This window comes from Pleurocapsa sp. PCC 7319, assembly GCF_000332195.1.
In the GTDB taxonomy this organism is placed as follows: domain Bacteria; phylum Cyanobacteriota; class Cyanobacteriia; order Cyanobacteriales; family Xenococcaceae; genus Waterburya.
On the sequence record NZ_KB235922.1, the window covers coordinates 3,375,828 to 3,390,307 of the forward strand.

9 protein-coding genes are annotated in these 14,480 nt (G+C 38.9%); 5 read left to right on the forward strand and 4 right to left on the reverse strand.

Annotation, left to right across the window (positions count from 1 at the left end; all coding sequences use genetic code 11):
* Window positions 1–197 precede the first annotated feature (197 nt).
* Window positions 198–1,493 carry a dihydrolipoamide acetyltransferase family protein gene (locus PLEUR7319_RS0119280; RefSeq protein ID WP_026102645.1) on the forward strand — a complete coding sequence of 432 codons (1,296 nt, stop codon included), beginning with the start codon at window positions 198–200 and terminating at the stop codon, window positions 1,491–1,493.
* Window positions 1,494–1,964: 471 nt separating this feature from the next.
* Here the strand turns inward: PLEUR7319_RS0119280 and PLEUR7319_RS0119285 are convergent, their stop codons facing one another.
* The 3 genes from PLEUR7319_RS0119285 to PLEUR7319_RS0119295 all read right to left on the reverse strand — a co-directional run bounded on the left by PLEUR7319_RS0119285 (window position 1,965) and on the right by PLEUR7319_RS0119295 (window position 6,647).
* The gene (locus PLEUR7319_RS0119285) at window positions 1,965–4,376 is read right to left on the reverse strand and encodes a phosphoketolase (protein ID WP_019506869.1); all 2,412 of its coding nucleotides are present in this window, start codon (window positions 4,374–4,376) and stop codon (window positions 1,965–1,967) included.
* 601 nt (window positions 4,377–4,977) lie between these two features.
* Entirely contained in the window at window positions 4,978–6,426 is a 1,449-nt protein-coding gene (locus tag PLEUR7319_RS0119290) for a sodium:solute symporter family protein (RefSeq protein ID WP_019506870.1), read from the reverse strand.
* Window positions 6,423–6,647, reverse strand: coding sequence for a hypothetical protein (locus PLEUR7319_RS0119295; protein WP_019506871.1), 225 nt, complete (start codon window positions 6,645–6,647; stop codon window positions 6,423–6,425). Before PLEUR7319_RS0119295 ends, PLEUR7319_RS0119290 begins: the two co-directional genes overlap by 4 nt.
* Before the next feature lie 457 nt (window positions 6,648–7,104).
* Here PLEUR7319_RS0119295 and PLEUR7319_RS0119305 point away from each other — a divergent pair, with 457 nt between their 5' ends.
* The 4 genes from PLEUR7319_RS0119305 to PLEUR7319_RS0119325 all read left to right on the forward strand — a co-directional run bounded on the left by PLEUR7319_RS0119305 (window position 7,105) and on the right by PLEUR7319_RS0119325 (window position 13,609).
* Window positions 7,105–8,541: an efflux RND transporter periplasmic adaptor subunit gene (locus PLEUR7319_RS0119305; protein ID WP_019506873.1), complete on the forward strand. Its 1,437-nt coding sequence runs from the start codon at window positions 7,105–7,107 to the stop codon at window positions 8,539–8,541.
* An 803-nt stretch (window positions 8,542–9,344) separates the two neighbouring features.
* The gene (locus tag PLEUR7319_RS0119315) at window positions 9,345–10,838 is read left to right on the forward strand and encodes a SulP family inorganic anion transporter (RefSeq protein ID WP_019506875.1); all 1,494 of its coding nucleotides are present in this window, start codon (window positions 9,345–9,347) and stop codon (window positions 10,836–10,838) included.
* 17 nt (window positions 10,839–10,855) lie between these two features.
* The gene (locus PLEUR7319_RS0119320) at window positions 10,856–11,716 is read left to right on the forward strand and encodes a universal stress protein (RefSeq protein WP_019506876.1); all 861 of its coding nucleotides are present in this window, start codon (window positions 10,856–10,858) and stop codon (window positions 11,714–11,716) included.
* Window positions 11,717–11,833: 117 nt separating this feature from the next.
* Window positions 11,834–13,609, forward strand: a complete 1,776-nt coding sequence (locus tag PLEUR7319_RS0119325; RefSeq protein ID WP_019506877.1) for a glycoside hydrolase family 9 protein — start codon at window positions 11,834–11,836, stop codon at window positions 13,607–13,609.
* A gap of 222 nt (window positions 13,610–13,831) precedes the next feature.
* Here PLEUR7319_RS0119325 and PLEUR7319_RS0119330 read toward each other — a convergent pair whose 3' ends face one another.
* Window positions 13,832–14,164, reverse strand: coding sequence for a filamentous hemagglutinin N-terminal domain-containing protein (locus tag PLEUR7319_RS0119330; RefSeq protein WP_144054342.1), 333 nt, complete (start codon window positions 14,162–14,164; stop codon window positions 13,832–13,834).
* Window positions 14,165–14,480 lie beyond the last annotated feature (316 nt).

Here is a 14,480-nt window from a genome sequence, read left to right on the forward strand (position 1 = left end):
GTCCTAATGTTTTCTCGTAGTGCTATATCAGCTAAAATTTCCGATCTCATCGCAGGAGAGAACTGCGATAAATGTTATTATCATAGGTTGTAATCAACGAATAATAATAGCTCAAGGCTTAAGAAAGTCTATTTAGCTTTCTTTAATTTTAATTATCAATAAGTAACTAATAACTACAAGGGTAAAGATCGCACACCATGATTCACGATATATTTATGCCTGCTCTCAGTTCCACCATGACCGAAGGGAAAATTGTTGAGTGGACTAAATCCCCTGGAGAAAAAGTAGAAAAAGGGGAAACGGTCTTAGTAGTAGAGTCGGATAAAGCCGACATGGACGTAGAATCTTTTAATGAGGGTTATCTAGCCGTTATCTTGGTGGAAGCAGGTCAAGAAGCACCCGTAGGTAGTGCGATCGCTCTAATAGCCGAAACTGAAGCAGAAATTGAAGAAGCCAAAAAACAAGCCTCCTCCCATCAGGGAGGTTCCAGCGACCCTGTAGAAGCACCTCCCGCTGCAGTTACTGCTCCTGCTAAAGTAGCTACTGCTAGTACTACTACAACTGCTACAGGTAATAGTAGTAATGGTTCTGGCAGGATTGTGGCGTCTCCGAGAGCGAAGAAGCTGGCGAAAAAGTTTAGTGTAGACTTAAAAACTCTCAAAGGAAGCGGTCCTTATGGAAGGATTACGGCAGCCGATGTGGAACAAGCTTCAGGAAAAGCTGTAACTGCCCCAGCTGCTAAACCTATGACTGCACCAATAGCTGCACCAGCACCTAGCATTACTCCTATTCCTGTGGCTGCACCAGCCAGTGTGACTCCTGGTGAAACTGTACCTCTCAATACTTTACAAAAAGCAGTGGTACAAAATATGGTAGCAAGCCTACAAGTGCCTACCTATCATGTTGCTTACACTATTACAACCGATGCTCTAGATAAGCTTTATAAACAAATTAAGCCTAAGGGTGTTACCATGACGGCGTTGTTGGCTAAAGCGATCGCTGTAACCCTTAAACAACACCCTGTAGTTAATGCTAGCTATAGTCAGGATGCCATTAGTTACAATTCTGAAATCAATATAGCTGTGGCAGTAGCTATGCCCGATGGTGGTTTAATCACTCCAGTATTGCGTAATGCAGATCAGATGGATATTTACTCCTTATCTCGAACTTGGAAAGATCTCGTAAACCGTTCTAGAGCCAAACAACTCAAGCCGGAGGAATACAGCACTGGCACATTTACTCTTTCTAATTTGGGAATGTTTGGGGTCGATACCTTTGATGCCATTCTGCCCACAGGACAAGGATCAATCTTAGCCGTTGGTGGTTCCAAACCCCAATTAGTCGCTGATGATTCAGGCATGATGGGTGTTAAACGCCAGATGAAGGTAAACATCACCTGCGATCATCGTATTATTTACGGTGCACAAGCAGCAGCTTTCTTGAAAGATTTGGCTACTTTAGTTGAGACTAATGCTCAATCTTTGACGCTTTAATTAGCTATCAGCTATCAGTAGGGTGAGCGAAATTTACGGTGGCAAAACTTTATTTTCGCGTTGTTTAAGTAACAAGTAACAAGTAACAAGTAACAAGTAACGAATAGCTTTGTGCCGTTACTCGTTACTCTTTACTCTTTACTCAAAGCGACTAAGATTGTTTAATTCCCACGCCTTTTTTCGTTCACCCCTATCAGTACCCCTAGTAAAGGTATTATTAGGTACTAGACGGTCTCAAGGACAAACTTATGAGATGGCGAAAAAACTACATTTGGGTAAACGAGTCTTTGAGGCTTCCTAAGTGCTGAATCGATCTCCAGACAAGTATCTTGCACGAAGTCGATTTCGCAATATTCAATAGCTTCAAAACCCTAACGAGGGTGATCCTATTTGCCGCCATCTCAACCTTGTAGAGTAGCTCCACTTTTCGCTCAATGGAGCTACACCCATTTCTAAATTTCTAATATGGTCTTAATATGGCCATTTCCAGTTAACTACTTCAGGTTTATCTATCCCCTGTTCGTGAGCGTATGTTAGATTATCAAGAATTTCATTTCTCATCCGCTCTCTGACATAGACAGCTTTAGAACCTAGTTTCTCAACTCGATCAATTACATCAATGACTAAGTTAAAGCGATCTATTTGATTGAGAATCGCCAACTCTAAGGGAGTATTGATATTACCTTCTTCCTTGTAACCCCGAACATGAATCCGTTCTTGATTAGTACGGCGATAAGCTAATTTATGAATTAGCCATGGATAGCCATGGAAATTAAAGATAATAGGTTTATCAGGAGTAAAAAGAATATCAAATTCTTTGTTAGATAAACCGTGAGAATGTTCTTTTTCGCTTTGTAGTCTGTATAAATCGACTACATTAATAAAACGAACTTTTAGTTCGGGAAATTCTTCCCGTAAAATGGCGGTAGCTGCCAAAGATTCCATTGTCGGAATATCTCCACAGCAAGCCATCACGACATCAGGCTCATCCGCTGCTTTCCCGCAGTCATCATTACTTGCCCACTCCCAGATTCCAATACCTTTGGTGCAATGTTTAATTGCCTCATCCACTGTCAAGTATTGTAGATGTTTCTGTTTATCAGAAACAATGACGTTGATGTAATCTTTGCTCCGTAAACAATGATCGGCTACTGAGAGTAAACAATTGGCATCGGGGGGAAAATAAATTCGAGTTACATCCGCGCTTTTATTGGTGACTAAATCTACAAAACCTGGATCTTGGTGAGAAAAGCCATTATGATCTTGTCGCCAGACTAAAGAAGATAGCATTAAATTGAGTGAGGAAACCGATGCCCGCCAAGGAACGTGTTTTTTGCAGATATCTAACCATTTGGCGTGTTGGTTAAACATAGAGTCGATGACATGAACAAAAGCTTCATAAGTGTGGAAAAAGCCATGTCTGCCTGTAAGCAAGTATGTTTCTAGCCAACCTTCTAGGGTATGCTCACTCAACATCTCCATCACTCTGCCATCGGGAGACAACTGACTACCATCCTCATCTTCGGGTAAGTAATCAGCCATCCAAGTTTTCTTGGTCACTTCGTAGATATCTTGCAAGCGGTTAGAAGCTGTTTCATCGGGACCAAATACACGGAAGTTAGTCATGTTATTCTTCATGACATCCCGTAAAAATTTACCCAAGACTCTGGTATTTTCTACTTCTACCGTGCCTGGTTTATCGATCTCCACTGCATAGTCGACAAATTCAGGCAATTTTAAATCTTTACGTAACAAACCACCGTTGGCTATGGGATTAGCACTCATACGCTTAATTCCTACCGGTGCTAACTCTTTAAGTTCGGAGATCAAAGTCCCATTGTCGTCAAACAATTCCTCAGGTTTATAGCTCTTCATCCATTCTGCGAGAAGTCGGACGTGTTCGGGATTCGAGTGCATTCCTCCCATAGGAACTTGGTGCGATCGCCAGAATCCTTCTACTTTATGACCATCTACTTCAGATGGGCCAGTCCAACCTTTAGGAGTACGCAGGATAATCATTGGCCAACGAGGACGAAAAGCTTTATTCTGGCTACGGGCTTCTGACTGAATTTCGTGAATTTTAGTGATGCACTCTTCCATCGTCGCTGCCATTTTTTGGTGCATTTGCTCGGGATCCGATCCCTCGACTACGTAGGGGGTATAGCCATAGCCCTTAAATAAATTGTCTAATTCTTCGGGACTAATACGAGAGAGGATAGTAGGGTTAGCAATTTTATAGCCATTAAGATTTAAAATTGGCAATACTGCCCCATCACGAATGGGATTAAGGAATTTATTGGAATGCCAAGCAGTTGCCAAAGGACCTGTTTCTGCTTCCCCATCCCCCACAACACAAGCGGCAATCAAGTCGGGATGGTCGTAAACTGCCCCATAAGCGTGGGAAACACTATAGCCTAGTTCCCCGCCTTCGTGGATTGAACCTGGAGTTTCTGGGGTGCAATGACTGCCAATATAGCCAGGGAAAGAAAATTGTTTGAAGAACTTCTGCATTCCTCCTTCATCTTCACTCTTTTCGGGATAGATTTCTGAATAAGTCCCTTCTAAATAAACTGGCGCTAATACCCCAGGTGCGCCATGCCCTGGTCCTGCAAGAAATATAGCGTTCAAATCGTATTTTTTGATTAAACGATTGAGATGGATATAGGTAAAGCTGAGGGCGGGAGAAGAACCCCAATGACCTAATAGTCTTTGCTTGATGTGTTTGGGGGTTAAAGGTTCTTTTAGTAGAGGATTATCTCGTAGATAAATCATACCGACTGCCAGATAATTGCAAGCTCGCCAGTAAGCGTCTATTTTACTTATTTCTTCGGGACTCAAAAAATTACTGAAAGGATTTGCTTGAGTAGATAAAGCTTGAACCATACTCTCTTATTTACTCCGAATTAATATTGCATTTAAATGGTATAAAAAGTTGGAAATCAATTTGGCAAGTTACTAATTCATAGCAATTATTAAAACTCTTCTATTGCTTTAACAAGAGTTTTTCCCATTGCTTATGATTGATGATAGTATTTTGTGAACTGAATCTATCTATCTTTCAAGATCTACTTCTTCTATATGCTAAAGACATATTTCTGAGTCGACAAACAATTTTAATATTGTTTTAACTAAGGGCATAAAAAGTATCGTGAGATACTAAAAATATAAACACAAAAACGTACTATCACAAGTTGCAAAACTTTTGACTAATTAGTATGATATTTTGTTTAATTAACAAGAAATAGGCATCAATTTGAATGATACTTGGTATTTTCAGATAGTATATTTATCTAGCATTATCTCTACTACTAATTAATAGTAGAAAAACACTGAATTAAACTATCAATCAATTGTTAATAAAAAAAGAATGTTAATTGTGAATTATTAGTTCAAGAAAATCGCTACTTACGAAGAGAAAATCAATATCGAACACCATCGCGACAATCGATATGAATACTGAATTAATGTTCCGGTCTGTAATATCTCAATGGTGCATTGATTTAGGAAAGAGCAATGTTCCCAGAATAATAATCAGCGATGAAATTGCAACAATAGGAATTACAGGTAGAAACCCCAAAGTAAAGCTAGAGGGAATGACACCAGTTTGCAAGCCAATCAAAATTCCCTCTCCAAAGATAATTGACAGCATACAACTGAGAGATGAGACATTTTTGAAATATAAAGCAGCAATTACTGTCGGGAACAATACCGATAATCCAGTAAATGCTTCGGTAGCCAGAGCCAGTATAGATTCAGGTGGCTGATAAGCTAAGCTTAATCCGATGAGCGCCAGAATAATGATGAACAATCTGCCCACTAATGTTTGTTCTGATAAAGAAGCCTGTGGTCTAAAATAGACTGTATAAACATCCCGAGTCATCATCGAACTTAAGGCTAATAGTTGGGAATCTAAGGTAGACATAAAGGCTGATAATGCGCCTACCATCACTAAAGATGCTAACCATTTAGAAGTGTATTCACCCAGCATTAAAGGGAAAATTTCATCAGCTGCTTTGCCTGCTAGTTCAGGAAAAGCAAGATGTCCCCACATACCTATTGAAACTGGGCAAATAAATAAAATGATTGTAATTATAGGATAAAAAATTGTCGCTACCTTAAGTGAATCGGTAGTTTTAGGAGTATAAAAACGCATAAACATCTGAGGGAACATTGGTAACGTAAATGTCCACAGACATACGTAACTAAACCACTTTTTCTGAGTGAAGAAATTATCAGCACCCTGTCGACTAAATAGTTCTGGTTTTAGATCATACACAGCCTGATTCGCTTCGCTAATTCCTCCCAGTCCCTGAGCGATCGCCATAAAAGCGACAATCATCAAGACAAACATGAGAGCGCCTTGAAAAACATCAGTTAAGGCTACACTCTTCATTCCGCCAATGCAGACATAGAAAACTATCGCCAAGGTAACGAAGGTTGCCCCAATAAAATAGGGAACTTGTCCATCAGTCAAATTTTCGAGTAGATATCCTGCACCAATGGGCTGTAGGGTTAAATAGGGCAGGGTAAAAATAACCATCACCGCCAAAAAAATCAATTTTAGGGGTTCGCTTTGGAAACGATCTGCAATTAATTCGGCGGGGGTAATGAAACCTTTTTGTTTTCCTAATCGCCAAACGCGATCGCCAATAAAATAAAAAGTCAAAGCGGCAAATCCAGTTCCCCAAGCCATCATGGGATAGTAACTAATGCCGATGCGATAACCCGAACCAGCAAATCCCAGAAAAGTAAAAGCACTAAAATTAGTAGCACTCAAGGTAAAAAAGAGAATAATTGCCCCCAGGCTGCGATTAGCCAAAAAATAATCTTCTGCTGTATTTTTTTGACTTCTATAACCAATTAGTCCTACCCAAAGTGTAAATAATAAGTAGGCAGCCAGAGTTAGATAGGGAAATAGCAATTCTAAATTCATCTTTCTTGCTTTTCATCTCGTGATGTTGGCCAAAATTTCAGTGCAAAGACAATTAAGGCGATCGTCAGGGTAATTTGTAAACCAATAAAATAAAATACCCAGGGCGGAAGATTAAGCCAGAAAAACTTAACTGGTTGTTCCCAATGCCAAAAATCAAGGGAAAGGAAAAACATCAATGTAAAGCTGAACCACCAGAATGAGGAAGCTTGAAAAATCTTCATTGCCTTAAATACTGTGCATTGATTAATTCATTGAGTCAATATTGCTCAACATACAATAGATTACACGATTCCTATCTAGCTTACTTATTGTTTTTTATCTTTTTGTGAGAGAAGACCTTCAATTTATTTGACAAAGCTTTTAGCTTTGTTAAATTTTTGGGCGGTCAAAAAATTTTAGATATCCGATCGCAAATTCCTCACAGTTACTATCTATCCTGAGAATAAAGACACCATTACTAGAGGTTAGGAGGGTGCAAAATGAGTGACCGACCGAAAAAAGAAATTGTTACTAATATAGCTCCAGAAACTGTTTTTGGGATTGCTATAGTGTTAGTAATGGGAACTTTGATACTAGCTGGTTTACTGGGATAGTAGATTTAATTCTAACCAAAAAAGTTGTTAATTCTCATTGAGTAATAATTTTGGTGCTGATTAAATAGCAAAGCAGTAATTAACGATGATCGATGAACCGTCCAAGCCAATTCAATGGACTCAAGAAGAAGAAAGCACCCCAGCAACTCCTCAAGTTAAAAACAAGAAGAAGAAGAAATATTTGCCTCGGCAGTTACCTTACATTTTGGGAGGATTGGGTATCTTGGTAATGTTGATCTTGGCATTTCGTCCTACTCCAATTGCTGTAGATGTAGCTGAGGTAAAACGAGATAATGTCCAGGTAACTGTAGACGAAGAAGGTGAAACTCGCATTCACAAACGTTATGTGGTTTCTGCTCCTGTGGCGGGAAGATTAGCTCGGATTAATTTAGATGAAGGCGACCGCGTTACTCAAGGGGAAATCATTGCTCAAATCGATCCATTACCCCTAGAGTCTGATATCCAGGCAGCTCAGGCTAGATTGCGTCAGTGGCAAGCGGAAAAAGCAGGGGTAGAAACCCAGCGTCCTAAACCAGAAGCATTATCTCAAGCTCAAGCGAGAATCAAAGCAGCAGTAGCTAAACAAAGAGAAGTAGCAGCTAAGGTAGAACGGGCTAGAGCATCATTAGAACAGGCAAAGCGCGATCGCCAGCGCAATCAAAATTTATACGCTGACGGAGCTATTTCTCGTCAAGCCAAAGAACGAGCAGAGCTAGAAGAAGTTACCAAAATTAGAGCCTTAGAAGTAGAAGAAAGATTAGCTGATAGTGCAGTAGCAGAAGTGAATGCTGCCCAAGAAGCTCTCTCTATTCTCCGAGCAGAACAAAAAGACCCAGATTATCTATTAGATGTTTATGATGCTCGTATTGCCAGCATTGAGGCAGAATTAGCCAAACTAACTGATGATGCTCGGCGAACTAATATTACTTCGCCGATTGATGGATATGTATTCCGAGTTAATCTAGAAAGTGCTAAATATGTAGAAGCAGGAGATCAACTCCTAGAACTAGGAAATCCCCAAGACTTAGAAATCGTCGTCGATTTACTGTCTTCCGATGCGGTGAAAGTTAAACCTGGTGCGACGATGTATCTTGAACACTGGGGCGGTCAATCAACTCTTCAAGCAAAAGTTCGTTATGTAGAACCTTCTGCATTTACTAAAGTATCTGCATTGGGAGTAGAAGAACAACGAGTCAATGTCATTGCCGATTTTGTCGATACAGAAATACCTTTAGGCGATCGCTATCGAGTCGAAACCAGAACGGTGGTTTGGTCGGGGGAAGATGTCTTGGTTGTTCCTTTGAGTGCTTTATTTCGCTGTGAACCAGGTAATAATCGCAACCCCTCTAATATATGGTGTACTTTTGTGGTGGAAAATAACCAAGCCCAAAAGCGTCGGATTGAAGTAAGTCAACGTAGTAATTTTGAGGCAGTAATTAAAAATGGATTACAAGCCCAAGAAAAAGTCATTCTTCATCCTACGGAACAGATTCAATCAGGAGCAAAAGTTAAAACCCTCTAGTAATCCACCAAGATAATCTCATTGGTAATACTCTATTTAAGATTTTGCTCTGATTTCTCTCTCCACCAAGAGTATCGGCACTTTAATTTTTGCTTATACTTAACAGATTTTTGAATAAGCTAGATCTCTGATCAGTGTTGTTCTAGAGCTAATATATTTAGATAAAACTTGACTATCTTCCAAACTAAGTGAAGATATAGTTTGTATCTGTTGGATCAGTTGTTTGATGATTTCTCCGTCAGATAGTTTCGAGATATTGTAGGGATTCGATGTTTCTACTAACATCCACATAACACGGAGTATTTTTGTATCTAAACCCATAATCTTAATCCATAGCTTCAATGTTTATTGTAAGAGAAATATTAAAAGAATCTTAAGAAATTAAGTTTTATGTCTAAATCGATAGAAAGAGAAATATAAAAACTTAACGCTAAGAAAAAATGCTCTGTGAAATAAACAAATGTAAACTATAGAGATATCTTTATCAAAAAGCTTTAAGCCTTTAGCTTTAAGCTCTTAGCTTTGGTTTAACTGCTAAAAGCGTAATTGGGTATAATACCCCACCGCCTTGGCGGTATCTACAATCAGGTATCAAAACAGTTCGTTGGCGGTTGCGGAGCAAGTCGAAGACTCGGTTCCCTCGCTTAAAGAAACTGTTTCAAGACGAGTTCAAGACTCTATTTGATTGAAGCTAATAGCTAACGGCTAATAGCTAACAGCTATTTATTATTATTTTAAGTTTTAACGCTATTTTCTGTTAACTCAATTAGCGTAGATGGTATTTAACACTAGGAGAAAGACTATTGCAGCTATTTAAACTCAAAGAGTGGACAGGAAACATCAGAGGAGATTTATTAGCAGGTATTCTGGTCGCTTTAGCCTTAATTCCCGAAGCTATTTCTTTTTCGATCATCGCTGGGGTCGATCCGAAAGTGGGACTTTATGCTTCGTTCATTATTGCGATCGTTACCGCTATTTTTGGTGGTCGCCCAGGGATGATTTCGGCAGCAACTGCGGCCACGGCTTTGTTGATGACTCATTTGGTAACAGATTATGACAATGGGTTGCAGTATCTCTTAGCAGCTTCAATTTTGGCGGGGATTCTCCAGTTATTTTGGGGAGTAATTAAAATTGCTAAACAACTTAAGTTTGTTTCCCGTGCAGTGATGATCGGCTTTGTTAATGCTCTGGCGATTTTAATCTTTACAGCACAGTTACCTGAATTGAGTTTGGATAATCCGACTTGGATCACAGTTTACGCTATGGTGGCAGGTGCTTTAGCAATCATTTATTTATTACCTCGTTTCACTACCGTCATCCCTTCTCCTTTAATCGCAATTATCATCATTACCATTATTTCTGTTGTTACGAATAGTGGTGTCCCAACTGTAGGAGATCGGGGGGAATTACCAAGTACTTTACCTGGCTTTGGCATCCCCGAAGTTCCTTTCAATTTTGAAACCTTACAAATTATTTTTCCCTATGCGATCGCTATTTCCTTAGTTGGTTTATTAGAATCATTTCTGACGGCTAATGTGGTAGACGATCTGACCGATACTCCCAGTAATAAAAATAAAGAAGCTCTCGCTCAAGGAATCGCCAATTTTGTGAGTGGTTTATTTGGTGGTATGGCTGGTTGTGCCATGATCGGACAGTCGGTAATTAACATAAAATCTGGTGGACGAACTCGCCTCTCTACCCTAAGTGCAGGGGTTTTCTTATTGTTATTTATGCTGTTTTTGGGGACACAAGTGGAAAAAATCCCCATGGCAGCGTTGGTAGCAATCATGATTATGGTTTCTATTGGGACATTTAACTGGTCTTCTATGAGGCAAATTCGCAAAATTCCCCGGAGCGAAACTGCTGTCATGGTTACTACCGTAGTCATGACCATCTTTTCTCATAACTTGGCAATTGGCGTTTTAAGTGGAGTAACCTTAAATGCCCTGTTATTTTCTCGCAAAATTGCGCAACTTGTATTTGTTGATAGTGTTATCGACTCTCAGGGAGAGAAGCGCGTGTATAGCGTTGCTGGTCAGATATTTTTTGTTTCGGTTAATCAATTTCTCCAAGCCTTTGACTTTAAAGAAGATGTAGAATTAGTCAAAATCGATCTTACTCATGCTCATTTATGGGATCAGTCGGCGATCGCAGCACTGGACAAAGTAGTCATTAATTTCCGTCGTAATGGTGCAGATGTTGAAGTAGTTGGATTAAATAAAGCTAGTGCTACCCTGGTGGATAAATTAGCCGTCCACGACAAACTAGATTCTTTTGAGGATTTAGCTAGTCATTAATCAATTGTCAGTCACCAATGGAAAAAATTCTTTTATGTACCGATGGTTCGGCCTATGCCCAGGTAAGCTATGAGTATGCAGCTTGGTTAGCACAGCGCAAATCATTTGCAATTGAAGTTTTATATGTAACGGATCGTCGCGGAGAACAAGCAGTCCAGACTCCCGATTTTTCTGGTAGTATTGGCATCAATTCTTATCAACAACTTTTAAATGAGTTAGTAGAATTAGAAAGGGCGAGAGCGAAAGTAAATCACCAAAGAGCCAAAATCATTCTCCAAGAAGCCAAACAGTTTTTTAGCGATCGCGCTATTCAGAACGTTAAGCTAACCCACGAAACCGGTTTTTTAGTCGATCTATTTCATAAACTGGAAAAAGATAGCGATCTAGTTATCTTGGGAAAACGAGGTGAAAATGCCAACTTTGCCACAGAACATTTAGGGGCAAATGTGGAAAGAATTGTCCGCTCAAGTCATAAACCTTGTTTAGTTACTCCCAGAGAATTTCAGACAATAAATCGTATTTTATTAGCCTATGATGGTAGTAAAAGCTGCCAAAAAGCAATACAGTATCTAACAAAATTTTCTGCCGTTAAAGATTTAGAATTACATATTATTACAGTCGATCAAGGAAATACAGAAAAAGCGCAAAAACATCTAGAGTCTGCTCGGGAAATCATGGAAAAAGCATACTTTAAACCTATTTGTCAGCTTTTGCCAGGTACTCCTGAACCAGAAATGGAAAAATATGTGGCAACCAAAAACATTGATTTACTGATTATGGGAGCTTATGGTCATAGTCGTATTCGTCGTTTGGTTATTGGTAGTACTACCGCCCAAATGTTGCGTAGCTCTCATATACCAGTGCTGTTATTTAGATAGTTTTTACTCATTACTCCTTACTCATTACTTGGTTTATTTGGAGTTTATGAACAGAAGCTAAGAGCTAACCGCTAAGAACCTTTTGTCTGAACCAAGCTAGTTCACATTAAGCGTTATATGAAATTTAGATTTCACAATTCTATATTACTAATCCTTCTATTTGCTGCTGTAATTGCCATATTATCAACTCTAGATAGCGATATTGAAACTTTATTAAAAGCAGGTATAGCCAATAAAAAACCAGCGATTGTGGTTAACCAAGTCGGATATTATCCTCAATGGCAGAAAAAGGCATTTTTTCGCCGAAATATAGAATTTATTGCTAAAAACAGAACTGATGAGACTCAATTAATTGATGACCAGACAGGTAAATTGTTTACTACATTGTCTTTAGGGAAAGAAGTCATCGATTCAGGTACTCAGGATGTCATCTCCACTATCGATTTTAGTTCCGTAACTCAACCAGGTACTTATTATCTCAAACAGGGAAAATTGAAGTCTGCTCCGTTTAAAATTGGCACGGATATCTACAAACAACCTTTGGTTACACTGCTACGTTCTTATTATCTTCTAAGATGTGGTGTAGAAATTAACGATTCGATCACGGGCATCTCTCATCCTCCCTGCCATCTTCAAGATGCAGCGATCGCTCATCAAGATCAATATCATGACGCAGGAGAAATCGTTACTACAATAGGTGGTTGGCACGATACTGGAGCTTATAGCAAGTATGTGGCGACGTCAACAGTGGCAATTGCCCGCCTGTTAAATCTCTACGAACAATATCCCGATTTATTTCCTGATAGTCAGTTAGACATTCCTGAAAGTGGCAATGGGTTATCAGATTTACTCGATGAGATGAAGTTTGGTTTAAACTGGCTCTTAAAAATGCAGCGGGTTGACGGAGCAGTTTATCGCAAATTATCAGGTAAAAACTGGCCGGTTGGTTTAGCTCCCGATGAAGATAATCAACCTCGCTATCTATATGGCATTTCTACTCCCGAAACGGCAAAGTTTGCTGCAGTAATGGCAATTGCCAGTAGAAATTATCAAGCTATTGATGCTGAATTAGCAACCCGATATATATCAGCTGCTGAGTTAGCTTGGCAATATCTTGATCGGCAACCCACTATGAAAGTTAATTGGGTAGAGGGGGACGATAGTGGGTCAGATAAATATTTACTATCCGACTTTGATCGCGAAGAGAGTTTGAAAACTGATCTTGACGATCGCCTTTGGGCAGCAACGGAACTATATATCACTACAGGTAAATCAAATTTTGCTAACTACTTTGCTGACCACGTAGATCAAGTAGACTACACTTTATTTGAGTGGAAAAATCCTGCTCCTTTAGGGTTCATTAATTATTTGAAACAAAATAGACAATCCAAATCAGATGAGTTAACTGCCAAAATAGAGAGCAAAATTAAACAACGGGCAGAGCTAATTCTCAGTAAAATCAATCAAAGTGCATATTATATTGCCAACGATCGCTTTATCTGGGGTTCAAATAAAATGACTGCCGAAGAAGGAATTACCCTAGTTTATGCTTATCAGTTAACTAAAAATCCCGCCTATTTGACTGGCGCAATTAATCAACTTGATTACCTTTTGGGACGTAATCATTTTAATAAAAGCTTTATTACGGACATTGGTAAGAATCCTGTCAAACATATTAATAATTTATACGTCAGAGCCAAAGGAATCCTGATTCCTGGTTTAGTCGTGGGAGGACCCAATGGCGATGGTCAAGATGGCATGGTAGTTAGTAATAGAGGTCAGCTGAGTTATATTGATGATGAACGTTCTTATGCTACTAACGAAAATGCGAGCGATTACAATGCTTCGGTTATTAGTTTAATTACTAATTTAATTGTTGCTGATAGTAATTAGAGACTTGCGTTGAAGCGATCTCGCTGTATTTAAATTTTAACCAATTAGGGTGAGAATTCCTTCTCTGTAAGCTTTGCTTCAGAGTCAGGATGAAAAGAAAAGGATTGCTATGACCTTCACAGATCTACTACAAATTCCAATTGATCATAGTGAGGATCAGGTATTAACTTTGGCTGGAGTTACCTGGTCGGATTACGAGCGTCTAGCAGCTGAAGAGAATAGCTACAATAAGTTGGCACTGCCATTGGCACGAATTAAACCATCGATGTTAGAGATATTGCCTCCTGTAACCCTGGATAAGATATTGGTTATGTCTGGGGAGTTATTGAAAAAGGCTTGCCCATTATTAGGTACGGAAAATTCCCCAAAACTATGAAACAGATTTCCTCCAGCACGATCTCCATCATTTATTTCAAAATTATTTCCATCAATATTAACTGTTGTAGATGTAGTCCCATCAGGAATAACTTCTTGGGCTGAAGCAAAGCCAATTGAAAGTAAACTGCTTACTAGATAAAAAGCTAAAGATAACGGTAGGGAAAAATTCTTTTTCAAAACAACACTCCCAATATTTAGCAATAATTTAATTTAAAATTATTATACAGATTTGTTAATTATCATCTTGTATATTGACTTTTTTTATATTATTTGTAACATTTTCCCGAACTTAGTTGTTAACTGCTGAAATTACCAATCTAAATATAATTTAGCGATCAAAAGCATATAAAATAAAATACGTTTCTTGAGTTTTATTTTAAATAATGGTTGCTACAAAAACTATAATGGCTTGTTATAAAAAATACTATCGATAAGTCTTGTTTATCCGAGTTTATGGAAATTTTTAGACTAAAAAACTATAATGTACTAGAGT